This window comes from Streptomyces fradiae ATCC 10745 = DSM 40063 (assembly GCF_008704425.1).
GTDB lineage: Bacteria > Actinomycetota > Actinomycetes > Streptomycetales > Streptomycetaceae > Streptomyces > Streptomyces fradiae.
Genome location: NZ_CP023696.1, coordinates 6600891 through 6625933, shown reverse-complemented (window position 1 = coordinate 6625933; position 25043 = coordinate 6600891). Strand labels below are relative to the sequence as shown.

At 76.4% G+C, this 25043-nt stretch carries 17 protein-coding genes and 1 riboswitch; of the genes, 6 read left to right on the top strand and 11 right to left on the bottom strand.

Translation table 11 applies throughout. From position 1 onward, the window contains the following. Nucleotides 1-3: 3 nt before the first annotated feature. Together CP974_RS28860 and CP974_RS28855 are read right to left on the bottom strand one after the other, a co-directional pair. A complete protein-coding gene (locus CP974_RS28860; protein ID WP_051838916.1) occupies nucleotides 4-1260 on the bottom strand; it encodes a DUF6397 family protein in 1257 nt (418 codons plus the stop codon). Nucleotides 1261-1366: 106 nt separating this feature from the next. Beyond that, the gene (locus tag CP974_RS28855) at nucleotides 1367-1774 is read right to left on the bottom strand and encodes a roadblock/LC7 domain-containing protein (protein ID WP_031128595.1); all 408 of its coding nucleotides are present in this window, start codon (nucleotides 1772-1774) and stop codon (nucleotides 1367-1369) included. 727 nt (nucleotides 1775-2501) lie between these two features. Between CP974_RS28855 and CP974_RS28845 the strand changes: the two genes are divergently transcribed. After that, nucleotides 2502-3476: a hypothetical protein gene (locus CP974_RS28845; protein WP_373276767.1), complete on the top strand. Its 975-nt coding sequence runs from the start codon at nucleotides 2502-2504 to the stop codon at nucleotides 3474-3476. A gap of 90 nt (nucleotides 3477-3566) precedes the next feature. Here the strand turns inward: CP974_RS28845 and CP974_RS28840 are convergent, their stop codons facing one another. Next, nucleotides 3567-3752, bottom strand: coding sequence for a tail-anchor membrane protein (locus CP974_RS28840; RefSeq protein ID WP_078915321.1), 186 nt, complete (start codon nucleotides 3750-3752; stop codon nucleotides 3567-3569). Nucleotides 3753-3828: 76 nt separating this feature from the next. Beyond that, complete coding sequence (locus CP974_RS28835; RefSeq protein ID WP_031128597.1) at nucleotides 3829-4899, bottom strand: acyl-CoA desaturase; 1071 nt, start codon at nucleotides 4897-4899, stop codon at nucleotides 3829-3831. Between the two features lie 333 nt (nucleotides 4900-5232). On the opposite strand from CP974_RS28835, the gene CP974_RS28830 reads away from it, so the two are divergent. Together CP974_RS28830 and CP974_RS28825 are read left to right on the top strand one after the other, a co-directional pair. Beyond that, a complete protein-coding gene (locus CP974_RS28830) occupies nucleotides 5233-8166 on the top strand; it encodes an SCO1167/SCO6262 family helicase (RefSeq protein ID WP_223844582.1) in 2934 nt (977 codons plus the stop codon). After that, entirely contained in the window at nucleotides 8163-9440 is a 1278-nt protein-coding gene (locus CP974_RS28825; RefSeq protein ID WP_031128599.1) for an SWIM zinc finger family protein, read from the top strand. The genes CP974_RS28830 and CP974_RS28825 overlap by 4 nt, the downstream gene beginning before the upstream one ends. 396 nt (nucleotides 9441-9836) lie before the next feature. Here the strand turns inward: CP974_RS28825 and CP974_RS28820 are convergent, their stop codons facing one another. Then, nucleotides 9837-10682 carry a bifunctional 5,10-methylenetetrahydrofolate dehydrogenase/5,10-methenyltetrahydrofolate cyclohydrolase gene (locus CP974_RS28820; protein ID WP_031128600.1) on the bottom strand — a complete coding sequence of 282 codons (846 nt, stop codon included), beginning with the start codon at nucleotides 10680-10682 and terminating at the stop codon, nucleotides 9837-9839. 58 nt (nucleotides 10683-10740) lie between these two features. Next, nucleotides 10741-10829: riboswitch (ZMP/ZTP riboswitch) on the bottom strand. A gap of 108 nt (nucleotides 10830-10937) precedes the next feature. On the opposite strand from CP974_RS28820, the gene CP974_RS28815 reads away from it, so the two are divergent. Together CP974_RS28815 and exaC are read left to right on the top strand one after the other, a co-directional pair. Next, complete coding sequence (locus CP974_RS28815; protein ID WP_031128601.1) at nucleotides 10938-12209, top strand: GAF domain-containing protein; 1272 nt, start codon at nucleotides 10938-10940, stop codon at nucleotides 12207-12209. A 167-nt stretch (nucleotides 12210-12376) separates the two neighbouring features. Continuing rightward, entirely contained in the window at nucleotides 12377-13900 is a 1524-nt protein-coding gene (gene exaC, locus CP974_RS28810) for an acetaldehyde dehydrogenase ExaC (protein WP_031128603.1), read from the top strand. On the opposite strand, the gene CP974_RS28805 is transcribed toward exaC, so the two are convergent. The 5 genes from CP974_RS28805 to car all read right to left on the bottom strand — a co-directional run bounded on the left by CP974_RS28805 (nucleotide 13901) and on the right by car (nucleotide 22153). After that, complete coding sequence (locus CP974_RS28805) at nucleotides 13901-15322, bottom strand: DEAD/DEAH box helicase (RefSeq protein ID WP_031128604.1); 1422 nt, start codon at nucleotides 15320-15322, stop codon at nucleotides 13901-13903. It lies immediately after the preceding gene. Between the two features lie 220 nt (nucleotides 15323-15542). After that, nucleotides 15543-16889, bottom strand: coding sequence for an NADP-specific glutamate dehydrogenase (gene gdhA / locus CP974_RS28800; protein ID WP_031128605.1), 1347 nt, complete (start codon nucleotides 16887-16889; stop codon nucleotides 15543-15545). 290 nt (nucleotides 16890-17179) lie between these two features. Then, the gene (locus CP974_RS28795; protein ID WP_051838917.1) at nucleotides 17180-17830 is read right to left on the bottom strand and encodes a ScbR family autoregulator-binding transcription factor; all 651 of its coding nucleotides are present in this window, start codon (nucleotides 17828-17830) and stop codon (nucleotides 17180-17182) included. A 157-nt stretch (nucleotides 17831-17987) separates the two neighbouring features. Further along, nucleotides 17988-18752 (bottom strand): SDR family NAD(P)-dependent oxidoreductase, encoded by a 765-nt coding sequence (locus CP974_RS28790; RefSeq protein WP_031128607.1) that lies wholly within the window; start codon nucleotides 18750-18752, stop codon nucleotides 17988-17990. Then, complete coding sequence (gene car / locus CP974_RS28785; protein WP_196786106.1) at nucleotides 18749-22153, bottom strand: carboxylic acid reductase; 3405 nt, start codon at nucleotides 22151-22153, stop codon at nucleotides 18749-18751. Before car ends, CP974_RS28790 begins: the two co-directional genes overlap by 4 nt. An 892-nt stretch (nucleotides 22154-23045) precedes the next feature. On the opposite strand from car, the gene CP974_RS28780 reads away from it, so the two are divergent. Further along, the gene (locus CP974_RS28780) at nucleotides 23046-23753 is read left to right on the top strand and encodes a ScbR family autoregulator-binding transcription factor (protein WP_174887798.1); all 708 of its coding nucleotides are present in this window, start codon (nucleotides 23046-23048) and stop codon (nucleotides 23751-23753) included. Between the two features lie 337 nt (nucleotides 23754-24090). Here CP974_RS28780 and CP974_RS28775 read toward each other — a convergent pair whose 3' ends face one another. After that, a complete protein-coding gene (locus CP974_RS28775) occupies nucleotides 24091-24996 on the bottom strand; it encodes an aminotransferase class IV family protein (protein ID WP_078915323.1) in 906 nt (301 codons plus the stop codon). Between the last annotated feature and the right edge of the window lie 47 nt (nucleotides 24997-25043).

Genomic DNA, 25043 nt, shown 5'->3' with positions numbered 1-25043 from the left:
GTGTCATCCCACTCGGGGGCGCCGGAGGCCGAGGCGTGCCAGCAGACCTGCCCGCGACCGGTCGGGGCGGCGTCCCCCCTCCCGGCCGGCCGTGGCGGGGCCGGCCGGTGTGCGGTGACCCGGTCCGGCGTCCGCTCCGGGCGGGGCGGGAAGGCGCGTCCCTGCCGCGGCCCGCTGCCCTGCCCGGCGGTGCGAGCGCCGGGCGATGGCCGCCCGCACGGTCTCCTCGGCGGTGGGCCCCGGGCCGGCGGCCACGAGCTCGGCCGCCCTGGCGTCGCCGGTCGCCGCCCCCGCGGGGGGCGCGCCCCGCCGGCCCGGTGTGCGGCGCCGTGCCGTCGCGGCCGGTGCGGGTGGCCGGGCCTCCGCCGGTGACACGTCCGAGGCCCGATCAGACGGGGGATGGTGGACAACCGGCGACGCGGAAGGTGCGCCGGGGCCGGGTGGTGGTGCGCAGACCGCCGGGAAGCCGGTCCTCCCCCCTGTGGTGAGGCCGTCGGCGGGGCCCGGTGCCGGCCACCGGGAACGGGCGGTGCGCAGGGCCTTGGCCAGGGCCGTGCGCAGCTCCGCCCGCTCCGCCGGGTCGCCCGCGACGAGCAGCCGGTCCGCGACCGCGCGGCCCGCCGGGGACACGGGGTGCCCGTAGGGCGGCGCGGGGCGGAGCCGGTCCAGACGGACCCGTTCGCTGCCGTCCGGCACCGTCTCCGCCACCTGGAGCGGATCGAGGAACGAGGCGATCACGGCCGCCTCCTCCCAGGCGTCCCCTGCCTGGGCCAGCAGCATGCGACGACGGCGGGCGCGCCATGTGCGCGGCCGGTCGTCCTCACCCGCCCGCAGCCGCCGGAGCAGGTCGGCCGGGGTGCGGCCGGTCAGCAGGGCCTGGTGGCGCGTGGCCGCGGCCTCGACCTCGCGGGCGAGGTAGAGCCAGACGACGGCGCGATAGCGGTTCAGGTGGTAGGCGACCGGGGTGAAGTGGCCGGTTCTCGCCAGTCTGGTGAAGCGGTCGGCCGCGATCCCGGCCAGTTCGGCCGCCCGGGCCGTGCCCACGGTACCGACCCGGTCGCGCAGGCCGTCCGGGAAGCCCGGCTCGGCGCGGAGCCGGGCGATCTCCTCTCCGGGCACCCGCGGGCGGCCGCCCGCCGGCCCGGGCACCATCCGCACGTGCCCCAGATGCACCGCGAGGTCGAACTCGCTTCGGCGCAGGGCCAGTTCCCGCGCCGCCCTGCCGTAGGCGACCGTGTCACGCGTCTCTTCGTCCGTCATGCCGGGCTCCCCCGTCCATCGATCACGACTACTCTGTGTGACGAAGGTAGCGCGATCGACGCGACTCTGCCCGACCCTGTGGATAACTCCGTGTGAGCGCCGCCGGTCAGGCGGAGCCGGAGGCGCTCGCCCGGCGAGCGGCCACGGCCAGGTGCTCCCCCACCCGGTTGACGAGCAGCGTCATCTCGTAGGCGACATGCCCGACGTCGGCCTCGGAAGCGGTGAGCACGCAGAGGCAGCTGCCCTCGCCCGCGGCGGTCACGAAGAGCAGTGCGTCGTCCAGCTCCACCATGGTCTGGCGTGCCTCACCCACGCCGAAATGGTGCCCGGCGCCGCGGGCGAGACTGTGGAGGCCCGACGCGACGGCGGCGAGGTGCTCGGCCTCCCCCCGGCCCAGTTCGCTGCTCGTGGCGGTCACGAGCCCGTCGTTCGACAGCACCAGGGCGTGGCGTATGCGTGCGACGCGCTTGGTCAGGTCGTCCAGGAGCCAGTCGAGTTCCTTGTCGAGCGCCATGCTCGGTCCTCCCCGTTCGCGAGTGTCCCCGTTTTCCCCGTGTCCGCGTAAGCCTTACCCACCGGCGAGGACGCGGCAAGCGCCCTCCCGGTCACCGGGAAGGGGGGAGCGGTCGGGGGCGCAAAGGGGGCGTGCGGGGTGCCGTCGACCGTGCGCGCGCACGCCGCGAACCGGTTCGCGCCCCGGTCCCGCCCCCGGCCCGGCTCTCGCTGCAGGGCCGGGGAGTTCGCGCGCGGGGTGCGCCCCGGCGGGTGGCCGACGCTGTTCCCTCCGGCCCGGCGGGCCGCGCTCGCCGCCCGCCACCGGCGGCCGCTCACCGGCGACGACCCGCGCGCCGAGCGGACCCCGCGGCCCCCGCACGCCGGTTCGCGCCGGCGTCCGGCGCCGTACGCGGACGCGGTCGCTCCCCCGCCTCGGCCGGGCGCGTGGCCTGATACCGCCGCCCGCTCGGCACGCGGCGCGCCTCGCGCCGCGGTTCTGGACGTCCGTCCCGCGCGGGACGGCGGCAGGCCGGGTGCCGGTCCGCCGTGCGGTCGCGGACCTCGCGCGGCGGCGGGGCGAGCCACCCGGAGGCGGTGGCGCGGCTGCCCGGGGCGCCGCCGGTCCCCAGTGCCGTCCGGACTCTCGACGGCCGGGTTACCCGCTGGTTAAGGTGCGCCGACCGGCCCCGCACGGCGTCCTGCCGAGATGCGCGGGGCCGCCTCGACTGCGACGACGGGAGGCCGCCGTGACCGGGACGGACGAGGGGCGCGCGGGCCCTGGCGGGCTCCCCGGGCGGGCGTCGGCCGATGGCGGCGAGGACGACGACCGGCTCTACGTGCTGACCGCCCTGCTGCTCACCCCCGCGCGGTTCCCGAGCGTCCTGGGGGACGACTACCCGCAGGCCTGCCGGACGCTCGGCCTCGAGCCGTACGCCGAGGGGTACGGACTGGTGCTGGGCCAGGACGGCGAGGGTGCGCGCTGGACGGTGGCCGTGGACGACGTCTCGCTGGTCGCGGTCGCCGTCGCCGCCTGGGACTGCGGTATGGAGTACGACCTCTCCCCGGACGAGCGCAGTGTCGTCGCCGCGCTGCCCGGCTGGCCGCTCGCGCTGGCGGTGGCGGCGCCGGGCGTCCCGGCGCCGCACGATCCGGAGCCCGCGGAGGGCGATCCGCCTGCGCTGTCGCCGCCGGACGCCACCGGGTGGGGGCCCGCCCAGCGGCGGCTGGGCGCCGACGAGATAGCCCTGCGGTGGGAGGTGTGGCGCGGGCAGCTGGACGCCGGCGACTTCGCCCCGTCCGGGTCATCGGGTCCGGTGGACGCGGCGGCCGGCCCTCAAGCCCGGGACCGCGGGGCGGGCGGGGGCTTCGCCGCGCGCGTCACCGAGGGAGAGTCCGCGCCGCCGGGCGGCTCGGGGCAGCGCCCCGGCGGCGGCGCCGGGGCCGCCCTGGGCCCGCAGGCCGCCGTACGGCGTGTGCTGCGTGAGGTGGGGACCTATCTCGAGGACCCACCGCCGCCCGGGCGGGTGCGCTCGATGTTCGCGCCCGGCGGGGCGCGCACGCTCCGCGTGGACGGGCCGGGCTGGTCGCTCGTGGCGCGGACCGACGACATCGCGTTCGTCCTGGTCGACGAGCGGCCCGGCGAGGTACTGCCGGTCGGGCGCGGCGCACGGCTGCCGGCCTTGCTGGAGGGGCTGGACGCCATGGCGGTCCGCCCAGGCTGAGACGGGGGTACGGCGGGGGGCGGTCGTCACGGGCCGGCGCTCCCGGCGTCCGGGGGTGCCCGCGGCCGGCACGGGCACGGGCGTCCCGCCTCAGCGGCCGATCTCGCGGCGGGCGGCGGCCCGCCGCAGGCGACGGCGCTGGCCGGGGTCCAGGGCCAGATAAGCGATGGCGGGCACACCCACCACGACCAGCAGGGACATCCAGAAGCCGATCAGGGGCATCAGCAGCAGCCCGACGGCCACTCCCCCGACCATGATCTTGGTTCTCGTCGGCACGGACGCCTCCTTCTCGGTCGCCTTCGGGTGGAACGTCCGGCCGCGGGCCCGGGTTCCCGCCGCCGCTCGGAGCGGTTCAGCCGGCGGTGCGCAGCGGCTCGCCGACCGCGTGCAGATGGTCGAGCACCTGGCGGTAGGAGTCGAGCGCACCGGTCTCGGTGTACGGGACACCCAGCGTCCGGCAGTGGGCGCGGACCAGTGGCCGGGCAAGGCGCAGGTGGGGCCTCGGCATGCTCGGGAAGAGGTGGTGCTCGATCTGGTAGTTGAGACCGCCGAGCAGCCAGTCGGTGAGGGGCCCGCCCCGGATGTTGCGCGAGGTGAGGACCTGCCGGCGCAGGTGGCCCCAGGTCTCGTCGACGTGGCCGCCGGGCATCGCCATGCCCTTGTGGTTCGGGGCGAACGCCAGGCCGAGGTGGAGCCCGAGGAGCATCTGGTGGATCGCCGCGAAGAGCAGGGCCCGGCCCAGGGGCATGGCGGTGAGCAGCAGCACGGCGTACCCGACGAGATGGGTCACGAGGAGGCCGCCCTCGACGGCGCGCGCCCGGCGGGTGACGCGCCGCTCCCGCGTGGAGAACACCGCCCGGAGGCCGTACGCCTTGAGCGCGATCCCCTCCAGGGTGGTGAGCGGGAAGAACAGCCACGCCTGGTGGCGGGTGAGCCAGCCGCGCGGTCCGGTGCGGCCGTCCGCCTGGTGCGGGGCGAAGACGAGGACGTCGGGGGCCACGTCGGGGTCCTTGTCGACGTGGTTGGGGTTGGCGTGGTGGCGGTTGTGCTTGGCGTTCCACCACTCCTGGCTCATGCCGAGCAGCAGGTTGGCGTGCAGGATCTGGATCAGGTGGTTGGTGCGGCGCCGGGTGGCCGTCTGGGCGTGCCCGGCGTCGTGGGCGATGAATCCCGTGCGCGCGGAGAGGACCGCCAGCGGAACGGCGAGCAGCAGGGACCACGAGGAGCCGCCGAACCGTACGAGCGCCGTGGCGACGGCGGCGAGCGCCAGCAGATTGACGGTGATCTCGGCGGCGTACCAGGCGGGGCGCCGCTCCAGGAGCCCCTGCCGCCGGACCGCGCGCAGAAGGGGGGTGAACTCGCTGCCGCTCGCGCGGGCGGGCGCCTGGAGGCGCTCCGGCGGAGCGGCGGTGGCCTGGGGCATGGTGTCTCCGTCTGTGGGCCGAGGGGTCGGGCGGGAATGCCGTCGCGCCGTCGTACGGGCGGCGGCGTGGCTGCGGCGCCCTGGAGGCGTCGTGTCGTGAACCTACGGAGCCGGGTGCTCCCGCGGCCATGGCGGCAGCACCCGGACCGGGCCGGGGGCCGCCCCGCCGTCCCGGCCGGGGGGCGGCCCCGCCGTGCGCGGTGGTGCAGGCCCCACCCCGCACGGCCGGATGTGAGCCGGCTCACGTGCGGAGCGGATCCCTCCGCCCGATGACTGCTGTACTGTCGGCGCTTCCGCGCTCAACTAGTCAAATTTGAGGAATACGACCGTACTGTGCACTGGGATCCCGCTCTCTCCGCTCTCGCCCACTGCTCCGCCGTCTTCCTGCCGGCCGACCCCTCACGCTCCGGGCGCATCGCCTTCCGGGCGCCCGGCGACGGACCGCTGCCCGCGGCACCGGGCGCCGCCGAGGAGCTGGACGTCGTCGCCGACGACGCCCTCCCGCGGCGCGCGGCAGCGCTCTGCCTCCCCGTACGGGACGCCCTCCCGCTGCTCGCGCGCGTCGGCGCGGGAAGGGTCGCCGGACCGTCGCGGTCCTGCGCCTTCTGGGGAGCGGCCGCACTCCTCGCCCTCCATGTCGTCGCCCGCGGACGACTGCTGCCGGGCGTGACGCCGGGCGGCTACGACGCCTGGCGGGCCGGCCCGCTGTCCGCGCAGGACACCGACCGGTTGCGGACGCTCGCCGCGTCCATGCCGCCCAGCGCCCACGCCGTGCCCGTCGGCACGGCCGCCGACGGGACGGCACTGCTGCCCGAACCGGAGTCCCTGCTGCGGGCGTTCCTGGACGCGGTGGCCGACGTGCTGCCCCGCACCCCGGCCGCCCCCCTCGCGGCCGGCTTCGCGCCGTTCGCGCAGGACGCGCCGCAGCGGGTGCCGGAACTGCGGGACTGGGCGGCCGACGTGGCGGCCGGGCACGACGCGGGTGTGCGGCTCTCGCTGCGGATCGAGGTGGCGGGCCTGGACGGCGCCGCCGAAGCCGCTTCCTTCCGCGCCGTCCCCCAGCTCCACCACGTGGGCGACGCCGCGCTCGTCGCGGACGCCGGACAGGTCTGGTCCGGCGCCGCCGGCGCGGCGTTCGGCGCGTGGGCCCGCAGGGACGCGCTGCTCACGCTGCGCCGCGCAGCGCGCGTGTGGCCCGCCCTGTCACCCCTGCTGTCGGCCGCCGTCCCGGACGCCCTGGAACTCGACGACGAGGAGATCGCCGAGCTGCTGGGCGACGCCGGGCGGGCCCTCGCCCAGTCCGGCGTGGAGGTGCACTGGCCCAGGAGCCTGGCGCGCACCCTGACCACGAGGGCCGTCGCCGGGCACCCCGCGGACCGGGGCACCCCGGACGGTCGGGCCTCCCGGGCGCCGTCGCTGCTGTCCGCGGACGCGCTGCTCTCCTTCGACTGGCGCTTCGCCCTGGGCGGCGTGCCCGTGGACCGCGCCGAACTGGACCGGATCGCCGAGGCGGGCCGCCCGCTGGTGAGGCTCCGCGACCGGTGGGTGCTGGTCGACCCCGAGGAGGTGCGCCGCGCCCGCGAGCGGCGGGACCGCCTGATCCCGCCCGTGGAGGCGCTCGGGGCGGTCCTGGCGGGCACGACCGAGGTGGACGGCCGGCCGGTCGAGGTCGAGGCGTCGGGGCGGCTGCGGGAGCTGCGTGACGTGCTGGCGGACCCGGAGGGCGGCCCGCGGGAGGCCGGTCAGCCCGCCGCGCTCGCCGCGACCCTGCGCGACTACCAGCTGCGGGGCCTGGACTGGCTGCACCGCATGACCTCCCTCGGTCTCGGCGCCTGCCTCGCCGACGACATGGGGCTCGGCAAGACCGTCACCCTCATCGCCCTCCATCTGCGCCGGCGGAGCGACCCGGCGTCCGCCGGTCCGACGCTCGTCGTCTGCCCGACCTCGCTGATGGGCAACTGGCAGCGCGAGATCGAGAGGTTCGCGCCCGGCACACCGGTACGCCGCTTCCACGGGCCGCACCGCGCCCTGGACGGCGTCACCGACGGGTTCGTACTCACCACGTACGGGACGATGCGGCTCGACGCCGGGCGCCTCGCGCGCGTGGACTGGGGGATGGTCGTCGCGGACGAGGCCCAGCACGTGAAGAACCCCTACTCGGCGACGGCCCGCCGGCTGCGCACCATCGGCGGCCGGGCGCGCGTGGCCCTGACCGGAACGCCCGTGGAGAACAACCTCACCGAGCTGTGGGCGATCCTCGACTGGACGACGCCGGGCCTCCTGGGCCGCCTCGGCACCTTCCGCGGCCGCTACGCCCAGGCGGTCGAGGGCGGCGCCGACCCGGCCGCCGCCGAACGGCTGTCGCGTCTGGTCCGCCCCTTCCTGCTGCGCCGACGCAAGTCCGACCCCGGCATCGCGCCGGAGCTGCCGCCGAAGACGGAGACGGACCGGGCGGTGGCGCTGACGAAGGAGCAGGCGGGACTGTACGAGGCGGTGGTGCGCGAGACGCTCGCCGCCATCGCCGAGGCGGACGGCATGGAGCGGCGCGGGCTGGTCGTCACCCTGCTCACGGCGCTGAAGCAGATCTGCAACCACCCCGCCCAGTACCTGAAGGAGGAGGGCGCGCCCCGGCTCGCCGGCCGCTCGGGGAAGCTGGAGCTGCTGGACGAACTCCTCGAGACGATCCTGTCCGAGGGCGCGGGCGTGCTGGTCTTCACCCAGTACGTGCGCATGGCGCGGCTGCTGGCGGGGCATCTGGCCGCGCGTGGCGTGCGGGCGCAACTGCTGCACGGGGGCACGCCGGTCGGGGAACGCGAGGCGATGGTGCGCCGTTTCCAGGACGGGGAGGTGCCGGTGTTCCTGCTGTCGCTGAAGGCGGCGGGGACGGGGCTGAACCTGACGCGCGCCGAGCACGTCGTCCACTACGACCGCTGGTGGAATCCGGCCGTGGAAGCGCAGGCGACGGACCGGGCGTACCGGATCGGGCAGACGCGGCCGGTGCAGGTGCACCGGCTGATCGCCGAGGGGACGGTGGAGGACCGCATCGCGGAGATGCTGGCCCGCAAGCGGCGGCTGGCCGACGCGGTCCTGGGCGGGGCGGGCGAGGCGGCGCTCACGGAGCTGACGGACGCCGAACTGGCCGAGCTGGTACGGCTGCGCGCGCCGGACGGCGGCTACGACGAGGACGGCGCCCGCGGGGAGCCCCGCGACGGCGGTGCGGCGCCGGAGGGCGGCGAGAACGGGACGAGCGGAGGGCGGGGACGATGAGCGGTGCCCATGAGGACGAGGCGACCTTCGGGGCGCTGCCCCCGGCGCGGGGTAGGGGCTTCGCGGAGACGTGGTGCGGGCGGGCCTGGCTGAAGGCCCTGGAGGACACGGCTCTCGACGGGGAGCAGCTGAAGCGGGGCCGGGCCCGGGCGCGCGCGGGCGCGGTGGGCGCCGTGACGGTGCGGCCGGGGCGGATCACCGCCGTCGTCGCGGACCGGGACGGTGCCGCGCACCGGGCGGACGTACTGGTGCAGCGGCTGTCGGACGCGGAGTGGGAGCGCTTCGTGGGCACGGTGCTGGAGCGGGCCGGGCATGCCGCCGCGCTGCTCGACCGGGACGTGCCGCCGCACCTGGTGGAGGACGCCGCCGCGGCCGGGGTCGAACTGCTGCCGGGCGTGGGGGATCTGGAGGCGCAGTGCGCGTGCGGGGCGTGGGACCACTGCCCGCACACGTCGGCGCTCTGCTATCAGGTGGCGCGGCTGCTCGACAGGGACCCGCTGGTCCTGCTGCTGCTGCGCGGACGGGGCGAGCGGTGGCTGCTGAAGCGGCTGACGGCGCTCGGCGCGGCGGACGCCGGCGCGGGGGACGCGACCGGGGAGCCGGAGGGCGTACGAGCTGACGAGGCGTTCGCGATGGGGGACATCCTGCCCGCGCTGCCGTCCCCGCCACCCGTCCCGCAGCAGGCGGGTGCGCCGCCGTCGCCGGCCGTGGAGACGGCTGCGGGGTCTCGCGTGGACGCGTCGGCACTGGAGGTGCTGGCCGCCGACGCGGCGCGGCGGGCGCGGCTGCTGCTCGCCGAGGTCCTGGCCGGGCCCTCTCTTCCCGCCGGGCGGGGAGGTGACGGGGAGCTGACGGTGGCGCAGGACGCCGTGCGGCTCGCGGCCGGGGCGCCGCCGCCGTCCGTGGTGGCCCGGCTGGCGGCCGGCACGGGCCGGGACGGCGTCGGCATGGACCTCGCCGTGCGGGCCTGGCGGCTGGGCGGCGCGGCGGCCCTGGAGGTGCTGGAGGAGGAGTGGGAGCCGGAGCCGACGGCGGCGGCCCGCGCGCAGGCCCTCGTCGCGGCTGCGGCGGAGGAGGGCGGGCATCCCGCGCTGGTGCCGCTCGGCGGCGGGCGCTGGGCCGGGGCGGGAGGCGACGTGCAGGTGCGACTGGGCCCGGACGGCCGCTGGTGGCCGTACCGGCGCGAGGACGGCCGCTGGGCGCCCGCCGGTCCCGCGGGGCGCGACCCGGGCATGGTGCTGGCCGCCCTGCTGGAGGGCGACGGCGCCTGGTGATGGCGGCTCCCGCCGGTCCCGCTTCCGCCCCGGGCCGCCCGGCGGGCGGGCGGCCCGCGTCGAGCGGGGCCGGGGCGGCCCACCCCTGCGGCCCCGGCGGAGGGAGGCGGCCCGGCGGACGGAGGCTCCCGCGGCGGGGGCAGGCCCGCCGGGCGGGCCCGACGGCCTCCCCCGGCGCCTGTGGGCCGACGCCGGCCTCCTCCGCCGGGCGACCCGGCAGACGCCCGGCGCCGCCCCGGCAGGCGCAGGGCGGCCCGGGCAGGCCGGGGCCGCCGCGGCCTGGCCCGCGCCCCGCGCCGGTCAGGCGGTGGCGATCACCCCATGGTGGCCACCCGGGCGCCGGTCAGACGGCGGCCGTTCGCAGGCGCCCAGGCGGTGGCGGTCAGGCGGTGGCGGTCAGGCCGGCGCGGCGCCGAGCTGCCGCTCGGCCGCGTCGACCGTCTGTGACAGCAGGGTCGCGATCGTCATCGGGCCGACGCCGCCCGGCACCGGGGTGATCAGCCCGGCGCGCTCGGCGGCTGCCTCGAAGTCGACGTCGCCGACGTTGCCCTCGTTGTAGCCGGCGTCGACGACGACGGCGCCGGGCTTGATGTCCTCGCCCTTGATGAAGCGGGCGCGGCCGACGGCGGCGACCACGATGTCCGCCTCGCGCACGGCGGCCGACAGGTCGGCGGCGGGCGTGTACGAGTGGCAGTACGTCACCGTGGCGTTGCGGGCGAGCAGCAGCATCCCGGCGGGCTTGCCGAGGATCGCGCTGCGGCCCACGACGACCGCGCGCTTGCCCGCGGGGTCGACCCCGTACGCGTCGAGCAGCCGCATGATGCCCCCGGGCGTGCAGGAGACGAAGCCGGGCAGACCGAAGCTCATCGCGGCGAAGGAGCTGGTCGTGACGCCGTCGACGTCCTTCCCGGGGACGATCGCCTCGAACGCGGCGCGCTCGTCGATGTGCCGGCCGACCGGGTGCTGGAGGAGGATGCCGTGCACGTCGGGGTCGTCCGACAGGCCCCGCAGGGTGGCGACCAGCTCCTCCGTGGTGGTCGCGGCGGGCAGCTCGACGTGGTGCGAGCGGATGCCCGCCTTCTCGCAGCGGGCGCGCTTCATCCGCACGTACGTGACGGACGCGGGGTCCTCGCCGACGAGGACGGTGGCCAGGCACGGCTGCTTCCCGGTGCGGCGGGTGAGGTCGGCGGCGCGGGCGGCGGTCTCCTCGACGAGACGGCGGGCGATGCCGCTGCCGTCCATGAGACGGGCGTTCGCGGTCGTGGACACGGGTCCTCCTGGGCGTCGACAGGCTGGTGATGGTGATCGCCCAGGCGCGCGGCAGGTGGCGGTGACCGCCGGGCCGCTCCCCGGTGGTACTCCACCCAAGCGCCAGTCACGGCCCGCCCCCACTGTACGGGAACCGGGGGCGCACGGGGGCGCGAACCCGGTTGTCCCGGGGCCCGGTGGGGCATCGACGTGGGCAGTGGCGCGGGGGCGCCACCGTGAGGAGGCCGAGTGGACGAGGTACGGGTGGCTGTGGAGGCGGGAGCCGATCCGGGGCGGCGGGCCGGGGAACTGCACCGGGCCCACGAGGCGTTCATCACGTCGGGAGGCGCGCGCGGCGGCCGGCCGGTGCGGCCGGTGGTGGCCGATTCGTGGCAGCGGTGCGCGCGGGCGCGGCTGAGCCCCGAGGGCTCCGCCCGCGTGGAGCTGGACGACGAGGCGGTGGCGGCGTACCGGGAGGCGCATCCGCTGGCGGCGGCGATGGGGGTGGTGCGGGAGCTGACGGGGGCCTACGCGGCCGACGGGGAGCACCTGGTGGCGGTGTGCGACGCGGCCGGGCGGCTGCTGTGGGTGGAGGGGCATCCGCGTCCGCTGCGGCGCGCCCGGGATATGAACTTCGTGCCGGGCGCCCGCTGGTCGGAGGCGGCGATGGGGACGAACGCCCCGGGCACGGCCCTCGCGCTGGACCGGCCGGTGCACGTCTTCGCGGCGGAGCACTTCCGGCGGCCGGTGCAGGCGTGGACGTGTGCGGCGGCACCGGTGCACGACCCGCGCACGGGACGGCTGCTGGGCGCGGTGGACATCACGGGCGGGGACCGGCTGGCCCACCCGCACAGCCTGGCGTTCGTGCAGGCCGTGGCGCGGTCGGTGGAGGGCCACCTGGCCCTGCTGCCGGGCGCGGCGGCGCCGTCGGCCGGCCAGGCTCGGCTGACCGCGCTGGGCCGCGACGAGGCGCTGCTGTCGGTGGGCGGACGCACGGTGCGGCTCGGGCCGCGCCACAGCGAGCTGGTGGTGGTGCTGGCGGGGCATCCGCGGGGCCTGTCGGGCGACGGGCTGCTGGCGGCGCTGTACGAGGAGGGGTCGGTCACGCCGGTGACCCTGCGCGCCGAGTTGTCGCGGCTGCGGGCCGTGCTCGGGCCCGAGCTGCTGCGGTCGCGCCCGTACCGCCTGGGGGTCGCGGTGGACGCGGACTTCGAGGCGGTGGCGCGGCGGCTGGCGTCGGGGGCGGTGACGGCGGCGGTGGGCGGGTACGCGGGTCCGCTGCTGCCGCGTTCGACGGCGCCGTGGGTGGTGCGGGCGCGCCGGCGGCTGGCGGACGAGCTGCGGGCGGCGCTCCTCGCGCACGGGGACGCGCGGCTGCTGGCGGACTGGGCGGGCAGCCCCTGGGGCGAGGACGACGTGGAGGTGTGGCGGGCGCTGGCGGCCGCCGTGCCGGAGGGGCGGCGGGCTTCGGTGCGGGCCCGCCTGCGGGCGCTGGACGCGGAGCTGGCGCCGCAGGGGTAGGGCGCCGCGCGGGACCGGGCGGGCCCCGGCGCGGACGGCCCGTCAGTCCGGCCGCGGCGCCGCAACGTGGGCGCAACGTCCCGGCCCGTAGCCTCACCGGGCGGGGCCGGCCGGTCGGCGGCCGGCGCTCCCCCGCGGACCGCGCAGGCGGCGAGGAGGCCACGGAGATGACCCGGTACGCGGCGCCCGGCACACAGGGCGCGATCGTCTCGTACGAGTCCCGCTACGACCACTGGATCGGCGGCGCCTTCGTGCCGCCCGCCCGGGGGCGGTACTTCGAGAACCCGAGCCCCGTCGACGGGCGCCCCTTCACGGAGGTCGCGCGGGGCACGGCCGAGGACGTGGAGCGGGCGCTCGACGCGGCGCACGCGGCGGCCCCCGCCTGGGGCCGGACACCGGCGGCGGAGCGGGCGGGTGTGCTGCTGCGGATCGCCGACCGGATGGAGGCGCGGCTGGAGGAACTGGCCGTCGCGGAGAGCTGGGAGAACGGCAAACCGGTCCGGGAGACCCTGGCGGCCGACCTGCCGCTCGCCGTCGACCACTTCCGCTACTTCGCGGGAGCGCTGCGGGCGCAGGAGGGTTCCCTGGCCGAGCTGGACGAGGACACCGTCACGTACCACTTCCGCGAACCGCTGGGGGTGGTCGCGCAGATCATCCCGTGGAACTTCCCGCTGCTGATGGCGGCGTGGAAGCTGGCGCCCGCGCTGGCCGCGGGCAACGCGGTGGTGCTGAAGCCCGCGGAGCAGACGCCCGCGTCGATCCACCTGTGGATGAGCACGGTCGCGGACCTGCTGCCGCCCGGCGTGGTGAACATCGTGAACGGGTTCGGCGAGGAGGCCGGCAAGCCGCTGGCGTCGAGCGCGCGGGTGGCGAAGGTGGCGTTCACGGGCGAGACGGCGACCGGGCGGCTGATCCTGGAGTACGCCGCTGAGACGATCAAGCCGGTGACGCTGGAGCTGGGCGGGAAGTCGCCGAACATCTTCTTCGACGACGTCTGGGCGGCGGACGACGACTTCCGCGACAAGGCGCTGGAGGGGTTCGCGATGTTCGCGCTCAACCAGGGCGAGGTGTGCACGGCCCCCTCCCGGGCGCTCGTCCAGCGCGGCTGCTACGCGGACCTCCTGGACGCGGCGGTGGTCCGCACGGAGGCCATCGTGCAGGGCCATCCGCTGGACACGGCCACCATGATCGGCGCGCAGGTCTCCCGCGAACAGCTGGAGAGGGTCCTCTCGTACGTGGAGATCGGCCGGAAGGAGGGCGCGAGGCTCGTCACGGGCGGGGAGCGCGCCGAGTACACCGGGGAGATGGCGGGCGGGTACTACATGCGGCCGACGGTCTTCGAGGGCGACAACCGGATGCGGATCTTCCAGGAGGAGATCTTCGGCCCGGTCCTGGCCGTCACGTCGTTCACGGACTTCGACGACGCGATGGCCACGGCCAACGACACCCCGTACGGCCTGGGCGCGGGTGTCTGGACCAGGGACATGGCCACGGCCTACCGCGCGGGCCGAGCCCTCCAGGCGGGCCGCGTCTGGACGAACTCGTACCACACCTACCCCGCCCACGCGGCCTTCGGCGGCTACAAGCAGTCGGGCATCGGCCGGGAGACGCACAAGATGATGCTGGAGCACTACCAGCAGACGAAGAACCTGCTGGTGTCCTACTCGCCGAAGAAGCTCGGCTTCTTCTGATCAGCCGGTGCGGCGGACGCGGGCCGCCTTGCGGGCCTCGGCGAGCCGGCGGGCCTCGCCGCTCCTGCGGGACGGTCTGCCGCCGGAGCCGCCCTTGGTGTCCTTGGCGCTGCCCAGACCGCGGAACGGGGTGTTGTGGTTCTTGGGGCGCGCCGCGGCCGGCACGCCGTCGAGGGGCTTTCCTGAGGGGGTCCTGGCACCGGTGATCCGGCTCAGCTCCGCCTCCCCGGAGCGCACCTTGGCGACCCGCGGGGCGACGCCCGCGTCCGCCATGACCTGGCCCGTCTCGCGGCGCTGTGCCGGCAGGGCGAGTGTCACGACGGTCCCGGAGCGGCCGGCCCGGGCCGTGCGGCCCGCGCGGTGCAGGTAGTCCTTGGGGTCGGTGGCCGGGTCGACGTTGACCACGAGGTCGAGGTCGTCGACGTGCAGGCCGCGGGCGGCGACGTTCGTCGCCACCAGCGCGGTGACCTGGCCGTCTCTGAACTGGGCCAGGGTCCGGGTGCGCTGCGGCTGGGACTTGCCGCTGTGCAGGGCGGCGGCCGCGACGCCGTTGGCCCGCAGGTGGCGGGTGAGCTGGTCGACTCCGTGCCTGGTGTCCAGGAACAGCAGGACGCGGCCGTCCCTGGCGGCGATCTCGGTGGTCACGGCGTACCGGTCCGGGCCGTGCACCACGAGGACGTGGTGCCCGATCGTGTGAACCGCGCCGGCCACGGGGTCCACGGAGTGGACGGCGGGGTCGCGCAGGTAGCGCCGTACCAGCTCGTCGGCACCGCGGTCGAGGGTGGCGGAGAACAGCAGCCGCTGCCCGTCGGGCCGCACCTGGTCCAGGAGTCCGGTGACCTGCGGCAGGAACCCCATGTCGCACATCTGGTCGGCTTCGTCGAGGACCGCGACGCGCACCCGCGCGAGCCGGCAGCCGCCCCGCTCGACGAGGTCGTGCAGCCGGCCCGGCGTGGCGACGACGACCTCGGCGCCGTCCCGCAGCGCGGCGGCCTGGCGTCCGATGGACACCCCGCCCACCACGGTCGCGACGCGCAGGCGCAGCGCCTCGGCGTACGGGGTGAGCACGTCGGCGACCTGCTGCGCCAGCTCCCTGGTGGGCACCAGGACGAGCGCCAGGGGCTCCTTGGGCCGGGCGCGCAGCCCGGCCGTGCGCGTGAGCACCGCCAGGCCGAAGGCGAGGGTCTTGCCGGACCCGGTACGGCCCCGGCCCAGCACGTCGCGTCCCGCGAGCGCGTCCGGCAGGGTCGCCGCCTGGACGGGGAAGGGCACGGTCACACCGTGCTCCCCGAGCACCCGCACGAGCTCGGCCGGGAGCCCCAGCCGCGCGAAGGACGCGACCGCGGTCGGCGCCGGGGCGTCCCCCGGCGCCTCGGGCGCACGGCCGGGCGCCGGGGCGTCGTCGCGTACCGGTTCGCTCACAGACAAGCCTTCCTCCGAGGGGACCGTACCGAGGAAGGCGCGGCGGGGAGACGGCCCCGACCGCACTCCGAGCGGAGTGCCGGGACGGGGACGCGCAAAGGGCCAACGCTAGCACGGAGGCGTGCCGTGGCCGTCGGCCCGGCGCTGCGGGCCGCCGGCCGTGGCGCCGGCTTCCCGCAGCGCCCGGGCCCGGCCGCCGGGCCGCGCGCGGGGGTGCGGACTAGATGACGCCCTGGTCCGCCATCGCCCGCGCCACCCGCAGGAAGCCGGCCACGTTGGCGCCGGTGACGTAGTCCTCGGCGTCTCCGCCGTACGCCTCCGCGGTCTCGCGGCACTGGCGGTGGACGTCCCGCATGACGGCGGCGAGCCGTGTCTCGGCCGTCTCGAAGGACCAGCTGTCGCGGGCCGCGTTCTGCTGCATCTCCAGCCCCGAGGTGGCCACGCCGCCCGCGTTGGCGGCCTTGCCGGGGCCGAAGAGGACGCCCGCCTCCCGGAAGACCTTCACGGCCTCGGGGGTGCAGGGCATGTTGGCGCCCTCGGCGACCGCGACCACACCGTGCTTGACCAGTGCCACGGCGTCGTCGCGGCCCAGCTCGTTCTGGGTCGCGCAGGGCAGGGCGATGTCGCACGGGACGTCGTAGACCGTGCCCCGGGCCGAGAAGCGCGCGGCCGGCTTCGCCTCCGCGTAGGCGGAGAGGCGGGCGCGGCGCACCTCCTTGACGTCCTTGAGCAGGTCGAGGTCGAGGCCGTCCTCGTCGACGAGGTACCCGGAGGAGTCGCTGCACGCGATGACCCGGCCGCCCAGGGCCTGCGCCTTCTCGGCGGCGTACACGGCGACGTTCCCCGACCCGGAGACCACCACCCGGCGCCCGTCGAAGCCGGTGCCGCGTGTGGCGAGCATCTCCTCGGCGAAGAACACGGCGCCGTAGCCGGTCGCCTCGGTGCGGACGTGGGAGCCGCCCCAGCCGACGGGCTTGCCGGTGAGGACGCCGGACTCGTAGCGGTTGGTGATCCGCTTGTACTGGCCGAAGAGGTAGCCGATCTCCCGCGCGCCCACACCGATGTCCCCGGCGGGGACGTCCGTGTGCTCGCCGAGGTGGCGGTAGAGCTCGGTCATGAAGGACTGGCAGAAGCGCATGACCTCGCCGTCCGAGCGGCCCTTGGGGTCGAAGTCCGCTCCGCCCTTGCCGCCGCCGATCGCCATGCCGGTGAGCGCGTTCTTGAAGATCTGCTCGAAGCCGAGGAACTTCACGATGCCGAGGTCGACGCTCGGGTGGAAGCGCAGCCCGCCCTTGTACGGGCCGAGGGCGCTGTTGAACTCGACCCGGAAGCCCCGGTTGACGCGCACGGCACCCTGGTCGTCCACCCACGGCACCCGGAAGATCAGCTGGCGCTCGGGCTCGCACAGCCGCTCCAGTATCCCGCTCCCGGCGTACTCGGGGTGCCGGTCGAGCGCGGGCGCGAGGGAGTCCAGCACCTCGGCCGCCGCCTGGTGGAACTCCGCCTCTCCCGGGTTCCGCCGGCGGACCTCCGCGTAGACGGCCTCGATCTGTGCGCTCACGTTCATGCTGTGCCTCACTTTCCCGACCCTGCGCCACTGCTGGTGACGGGGGTCCGACGGCCGTCCGGACGCCCCGTGCGGCTCGCGGCGCCGGGCGCCGGGACGGGCGGGGGCGGAGGCGCGCGGGCCTGGACCGCTCGCGCCAGTGAGAGGGTCTCGTGGAGCTTAACGCCGGAGGGCCGGTGCGTGAGGCGGCGTGCCGAGGCGCGAGACGCCCGGTGGACGCACGGGGCGGCGCCCGCGGCCTCGCGGAGGGGCGGGACGGGGGCCGGGCCGGGGTGCCGCGAGGGGCGCGCTCACGCGCCGGGGGCGTCGGGCCCTTCCGAGGGGCGCAGGAGGCGTTCGGGCCGGTGCGGGGAGGTGTCGAGCTTGGCGAGGACGCCGGGGCTGGCGACGTTCGGCAGGATCAGCTGGTAGAGCCGGGCGATCTCCTCGGCCAGTCCGGGGCTGTCCGGCAGCGTCTCGGTCACCAGCTGCACCCCGGTCCAGGCGCCGACGACCAGCCGCGCTATCTCCTCGGGCACGGCGTGCGGCAGCAGCTCGCCGCGCTTCTTGGCCTCGCCGAGCAGGTCCTGGCCGACGTCGATCCAGTCGGGCCAGCGGGTGCCGAAGAGGCTGCGCGCCTTCGGGTCGACGGAGAGCTGGACGGCGGCGCGCAGCAGCGGCTCCCGCGGCAGCCGGTAGGCGAGGACGAGTCCGAGGTCGACCCACTCCTGGAGCTTGTACTCCTGCGGGCTGATGCCCTCTCGGGTCACGGCGTGGGCGAGGACCCCGCGCGCCATGGCCTCCTTGGTCGGGAAGTGGAAGTAGAGGGCGCCCCTGGTCAGTCCGGTGCGCTCGACGAGCGAGGCGATGGTGGCGGCCTCGTAGCCGACTTCGTTGAAGAGGCCCGCCACGGTCTCCAGGATGGAATCGCGCGTGCGGATCGCACGCTGTTGACACGCCACTCGGCCGCCCCCGCCCTTCCCCCGCGCCCCGGCGCCGCACCGCGCGGACGCCGGTCCGCCGTCCGTCGCCTATCGCCAGGTGCGGAATGCTACCAAGGGGCGGGCGCGGAGCCGGGAACGGGGGATCTCCCCGGCTCCGCGCCTCGGGCGGTGTCCGTCACTGGTTGACGAAACCGCCGTCCACGGGCAGCACCGTCCCGGTCAGGAACGGGCAGCGGTCGCTCAGCAGCCAGGCGGCCGCCGCGGCGATCTCCTCCGGTTCGGCCGTGCGGTTCTGGGGCGTCATCGCGTTCACGGTCCGCTCCAGGCCCGGGTTGCGCCGGAACCAGCCCTCGGTGATCTCGCTGCGGGTGGTGCCGGGGGCGACGGCGTTGACCCGGACGCCCTGGCGGGCGTACTCGTCGGCCGCCGCCCGGGTCAGGCCGATCACCGCGTGCTTGGCGGCGACGTACGGGGCGGCGGCGGGGATCGCCACGAGCCCGGCCACACTGCTGTTGTTGACGATCGCTCCGCCGCCATGCGGGAGCATGGCGGCGATCTCGTGGCGCAGGCAGTTCCAGACGCCCCGGACGTTGACGTCCATGACGGTGTCGTAGACGTCGTCGGACATCAGGTGCAGCGGGGTGCGGTCGCCCCCGACTCCGGCGTTGTTGAACGCCCCGTCGAGCCGGCCGTACGCGGTGACGGCCGTCCGGACCGCGCGGGCGGCGTCCCCGGGATCGGTCACGTCGCAGACGGCGTAACGGGCCTCGGCGCCCTTCGCCGTCAGCTCCTCCACCAGGGCGGCCAGCCGCTCCTCGCGGCGGGCGGCGAGGACGACCGCGGCACCCTCCCGGGCGAACACCCTGGCGGCGGCGGCGCCTATGCCGCTGCTCGCTCCGGTGACCAGGACGACCTTGCCGTTGAGAAGATCACTGTTCATGCCCGGGTGACTACCCCCGCGGAGGACGCCAGACTCGTCAGGTCCTGCGCGTACTTGGCGAGGAGGGGACGGTCGAGACCGGGGATGTCCCGGTACCCTCCGACCCCGCCCGCCCGCACGGCGGCGCGGAACCGGTCGGAGGGGATGACCGATCCGGGCACCGGCTCCTCGGGCTCGCGGAAGCCGTGCAGGATCGGCAGGGCCGAGTGCCGCCGCTGCGCCTCGGGCAGGGCGCGCATCGCCGCCTCGAACCGCGCGTACCAGTCCGCGTAGTCGTCCAACCGCTCGACGCGGTGGCCGGCTTCGGTCAGCCAGTCGACGAAGGTGTCGAGGCCCACGCCGTCGTCGTTGGGGTTGACCAGGCTGAAGGTGCGGTACGTGTCGGCCCGCCCGGTCTCGCCGCCCAGGGCGACGACGGCCGCCGCGGTGAAGTCGACGGGCAGTCCGTCGTAGTGGGCCCGCGCCGCGTCGCCCCGGTAGAAGGTGCGCGGCGCGATGCCGGTGGCGAGCACGCTGAACAGCAGGCGGCTGAACATGTCGGGGACGTTGAGCTGTCCGCCGTACCTGCTGTGCGCGAGGATCATGTTGGAGCGGAAGGTGGTCACCGGCAGCCCGCACAGGTCGTGCGCCTCCCGCAGCAGCACCTCGCCGGCCCACTTGCTGGCCGCGTACCCGCCGGCGTAGCCGCCGTCGACCGGCTGGACCGGCAGGGCGTCGCGGACGTCGCTGTCCTCGTCGAGCGCGGCCCCTCCGGGCAGGGAGGTGGCGACCGCCACGCTGGAGATGTAGGTGAAGGGCTTCAGGCGGCGGGTGAGCGCGAGCCGGATCAGCTCGGCGGTGCCGACGACGTTCGCCTCGAACAGCTCCGGGTAGGGCAGGACGTGGTTGACGAGCGCGCCGGCGTGGACGACGAGGTCCACCTCGTCGGCGAGCCGCTCCCAGACGGCCTCGTCCAGGCCCAGGCCCGGCGCGGCCATGTCGCCGGCGACGACCTCCAGCCGGCCCTCGGCCAGCGTCTCGTAGGCCCGCCGCAGCTCGGGGTCGCCGCTGTCGAAGGCGGCGTCCAGCCGCCGCCGGGCCGCCTCGGCGTCCCTGCCGCGCACCAGGGCGACCACGCGCCCGCCGGACGGGGCCAGCCGCTCCAGCCACTGGAGGACGAGGAAGCGGCCCAGCCAGCCGCTCGCGCCGGTCAGCAGCACGGTCCGCGGCTCGTCGTGCGCGCGGGGCAGCGTCCGTGCGGCGGCGAGGGTGGACGCGTCGACGAACGCGTCCAGGGTGAGGTCCTTGGCGTGGACCTCGGTCGCGCCCTCGCCGTGCACCGAGGCGAAGGTCGGCCGGTCGGCGGCGCCGCGCCGGCCCTCGATGTACTCGGCGAGGTGCCGCAGGTCGGAGGCGGGGCTGATGACCACGTCGACCGGGACGCGGACGCCGAAGGTCTCCTGGAGCAGGGCGGAGAAGGACACCGCGGACAGCGAGTCGCCGCCCAGGTCGCGGAAGCGGGCGTCGGGCCCGATGGCGGCCGCGGAGCCGCCGAGCAGGGCTCTCGCGGCCCGCTGGACGGTCTCCAGCACCGGCCGGTCCGCGCCGGTGCGGCGGATCTCCCGCAGCTCCTCGTCCTCGCGGGCGGCGGTGTCGGCGTACAGCTGCTCCAGCCGCTCGCCGTAGCGCTCCACCAGGCGCGGCCACAGCAGCTTGCGATGGTCCGAGAGCAGGCCGTTGGCCTGGCTGAACGGTTCGGTCTCGACGAGGAGGTCGCGCGGTATCTCGTACGAGTTGAGGCCGCTCTCCCGCGCCAGCTCCTGGAGCGAGGTGCCCAGGGCGCGCCGCAGCGCCCGCTCGTCGCCGTCCGCCGCGCGCAGCGCGTCGGGGGTGGGGACGACCACGGCGAGGAGGTAGGAGCGCTCGCTGTTGCCGTAGACGAAGATCTGCCGGACCAGGGGGCTCGCGGCGAAGACGGCCTCCAGCCGGGAGGTGGCGACGAACTCGCCCTGCGACAGCTTCAGGACGTTCTTGCGGCGGTCCACGATGGCGATCCGGTCGGGTTCCAGCTCGGCGACGATGTCGCCGGTGCGGTAGTAGCCGTCCTCGTCGAACAGTTCCGCCGTCAGCTCGGGCTGCTTGTAGTAGCCGGGGATGATGACGTCGGTCTTCAGGAGCAGTTCGCCGCGCGGGTGGGGCGAGTCGGTGCGGAAGTAGCCCAGCTCGGGGACGTCGGCGAGCTTGTAGTCGGTCACCGGAGGGCGCAGCAGCACGCCGTCGACCGAGACGCCGGCCGCCTCCGTGGAGCCGTAGACGTTGTGCAGTTCGAGGCCGAGCAGCGACTCGGTGAACGCGGTCAGTTCGGCGGACAGCGGGGCGGAGGCGCAGCTGGCCCAGGTGACGCGCCCGCCGAGGACGTTGTCCCGGATGTCGGCGCGGACCTCCGCCTCGGCGGCCGCCGGGTCGGCGCCGGCCGCGGTGCGCCGGTCCACCTCGCTGCGGAAGCGCTGGTGGATCATCTCGCAGACGCGGGGCACCAGGGACAGCTCGGTGGGCCGGGCCAGGGCGATGTCCTCGAAGAAGGTCGACAGGTCGCTGCTCGCGGTGAAGTAGCTGGCGCCGCCGCGGACCATGGTGGCCTTCAGCGAGGAGTGCCCGGCCACGTGACTCATGGGCATGTAGTGGAAGGTGACGGCGTACGTCTCGTCGAACAGCTTCGCCCAGGCGCCGCCCCACATCGCGGCGGCCAGCCGCTCGGTGTACATGGCGCCCTTGGGGGTGCCGGTGCTCCCGGAGGTGTAGATGAGCATGGCGAGCGGGTCCTCGCCCTCGGGCGCGGCGAACAGCGGGGCCTCGGGCAGGCCGGCGCCCCGCCGCACGATCTCCGTGAGCGGTTCCACGAGCACGTCGGGCCGGGCCTCGGCCAGGCGCGCGCGTGCGGCGTCGTACGCCTCGCGGTGGTCGTCCGCCTCGGGGTGGTGGTCGAAGACGACGAGCCGCCGCACCGACGGGCTGTCGCGTACCAGGTCGACCGCGGCGTCCATCCGCTCCAGGCTCGCCGCGACGACGGCCGGCTCGGTCTCCGCGACGATGGAGCGCAGCTGTGCGGGCGCGGCGCTGGTCTGCAACGGGACGGCGACCGCGCCGAGATGGATGCAGGCGAGGTCGACGGTCGTGTAGTCGCGGCTGGTGAAGCCGAGCAGGGCGACGCGCTCACCGGCGGTCAGCGCGTGGGAGGGGTGGTGGTGCCAGTCGCTCGCCACGCTCCTCACCCGCGCCCACAGCTCCTGGTAGCTGGTCGTCTCGTAGCGGGGCAGCAGCCGGATCACGGTCCGGCCCGTCTCGTCGTCACGCGCGAACTCCTTCACGCGCTCGCCGATCACGGGCCGGTCGGCGTGGCGCTCCATGACAGATGCCACCACGTGCGCAAGTCGCATTCTGGGTCTCCGCGTCGCAGGATTGGCCGACTTCAGGGAAGGGGGCCGGGCGGCCGGGGGCCGCGCCGGTGCCGGGTGGGCTGTTCGGCGGGTGCGCCGGGCCGCACGTACGGATCGGCCCGGTGCCGCTTCCCGCTCGTCACCCGATGCTAGGCACAGGCCACGGCTCGCCTTGAGCGGAAGGGCGACGATCCGTCAGGTCGGGCGGACGATCTGTCAAGTCGGGTGCGGAGGCGGGCCGGGCGCCGCCGGACTGCCCGGCACCGTGGCGCCGGACGCCGTACCGCCGGGACGCCGAGTCGCCGGGGGCCGGGACGCCGGCGGCTGGGGCGCCGGCGGCTGGGATGCCGGGACGCCGGCGGCCGGGATGCCGGGCTGAGCACGGGTGGGGGCGTCTCGCCGTGGCCGCGCGGCGCCGCGTACTCTGCGCCATACCCTCGCCGCCCGTCGCGGCCCCTCCCACGGTGTGGTCCGCGGCGTGTTCCGCGGTGCGGCCTCCGTGCGTCGCGCGGTGCGCCTCGCGGGTGCCCTGCCGGGGCGCGGCTCCGTGCGCCCGCCGACCGCGCGGGCCGGGGCCGGTCGGGCGCGCGGGCCGTGGGCGGCCCCCCGCGTCCACGGGCCGCGACGGGATGCGGGGCGGAGGCCGTACTGCGCGGCGCCGCCGCCCCGACGTGGCCGGTGGCCAGGCACGATATCCCGCCACTCGCAACGGCGGGCGATACGTGGGGTGTTGTCCGCGTGGTAAGAGTGGAGCGCCGCGCGGGGACTCTCACCCGCGACCCCGCCGTCTCCGTGAACCCGGGATCGCCCCGGCACGTCACGTGCCGGTCGCCTTCCCCTCACGGTTTCCCCTCCCCAGCCTGGAGTGCGCATCGCCATGCAGGACCGTGCCGCGAAGACCTGTCGACGCCTGATCCGATCCGCCGCCGAGGTCTTCGACCGGAACGGGTTCACGGGCTCCTCCGTCGGGCGGATCTGCGCCGTGGCCCAGGTCAGCCATGGCGCGATGCACTTCCACTTCCGGAGCAAGCAGGCGCTCGGCGAGGCGGTCGAGTCGTGCGCCGCCGAGATCCTGCGGGGAGTCACCGGACCCGTGCCCGACCGGCACCCCGCGCCGCTGCAGCTGCTGGTGGACGTCTCGCACGCGCTGGCCCGGCGGCTCTCCGACGATCCGGTGCTGCGGGCCGGCTTCGGCCTCGCGCGCGATCCGGCGTGGTCGAACGGGGAGTGCCTGTGGCAGCACTGGCGGGAGTGGGTGCGCGGGCTGCTCGACCTGGCCGGGCGGGAGGACCAGCTGGCTCCCGGCGTGGACCTGGACGACGCGGCCCTGGCGATCACCGCGGTGATGGCGGGACTGGAGGAGCTGCGGCGGCGCCCGGTCCGGCCCTCGGAGCAGACGGTGACGCCCTTCTGGCGTCTGGTACTGCCCCAGCTGGCCGCCGAGGGGATACGGGACCGGCTGGCCCCGGAGGGCGGCCCGCCCTCCGGCGACGAGAGGCGGTCGCGGGACGAGCGGGGCTCGGACGCGCCGGGAGCCTCGGAGGGCGCGCCGCGCCGTCCGAGGCGAGGCTGCGGCGTGGGCTGACGGCGGGGCGGCTTCGGCACGACGGCCCGGCGCGGGCGGCGCGGCACGGAGGGCGGCGCGGCACGGAGGGCGGCCCGGCACGGAGGGCGGCCCGGATGAGGGGCGGCCCGGCGGGGAGGGCGGCCCGGATGAGGGGCGGCCCGGCGGGGAGGGCGGCCCGGCGCGGACGGCGAGACGATACGGTGCGCGGCGACCGCGCCCGACAGGACGGCGGTGGACGGGGCGCGCCCCGAGGCGGAACGCCCCTGACGCAGAACGCGTCCGAGCCACTGCGCGGTCCGAGGCGGTATCCGACCGGAGGCCGGGCCTGTGCGGCGGGCCGCCCCTGGCCCCGCCCCTACGGCCGAACGGGCGGTTCGGCCTCGTAGGCGCGATGGAGCAGCGCCACGAAGTCCGGGGCCTCGGGCAGCGCAACCGCTCCGATCCGGTGCACCGCGACGCCCGGCGTCCAGGAGTTCAGCACGGCCGCCCCCGCAAGCTCCGGCAGGTCGCCGGGGGTGATCTCCCGCTCCCGCTGGGCGATGCCGAGCCCGTCGAGCCGCCGCCGCACGACGCCCATGGTGACCCCGGTCAGCATGCCGGCCCGTGGCCACACCACGGCGGACCCGTCCCAGAAGGCGAGGTTCCAGATGGACGCCTCGCTCAGCCGCCCGCGGCGGTCGGTGAAGGCGACCTCGTCGGCGCCCAGGTCGGCGGCGCGGCGCAGGAAGTAGGTCTTGGCGGGTTCGCCCACGTGCTTGACCTCCGGCAGGAACCGCTCGTGCTCCACCACCGTCAGCGCCAGCGGACCCCGGGGGCCGGAGGCGGGCGGGGCGGTGCGGACGAGGAGCCCCGGTTCGTCGCCGGGCCCCGCCGCGCTGAACTCGCCGGCCGGCGAGTAGGCCGTCGCCGTCAGCGAGAGGTCGGCCGGGGCGTCCCGCAGGGCGTCGCGCAGGAGGTCCCGTACCCGCTCGTCCGGCAGGGCGCGGCCGAACAGTTCCATCGACCCGTGCCGCAGCCGGTCGAGGTGGAGGTCGAGTCCGCGCACGCGGCCGCCGCGGACCTGCATGGCGGTGAAGTGGGCGTAGCCGGCGAAGGCGAGCGGGGCCAGGTCGGCGGCGGTGGCCTCGCGGCCGTCGAGCCGGGCGACGGCCGGGAGGAGGGCCGGCGGAGGGGCCGGTGAAGAGGGCGGGGCGGATGTCGGGGAGGACGTCGGGGCAGGCGCCGAGCCAGGTGCGGAGGAGGGCGTCAGGGGAGTCGTCATGCCGTGCCCAACGACCCGGCTCCCGGACGGACACCGCACGCGCCGTC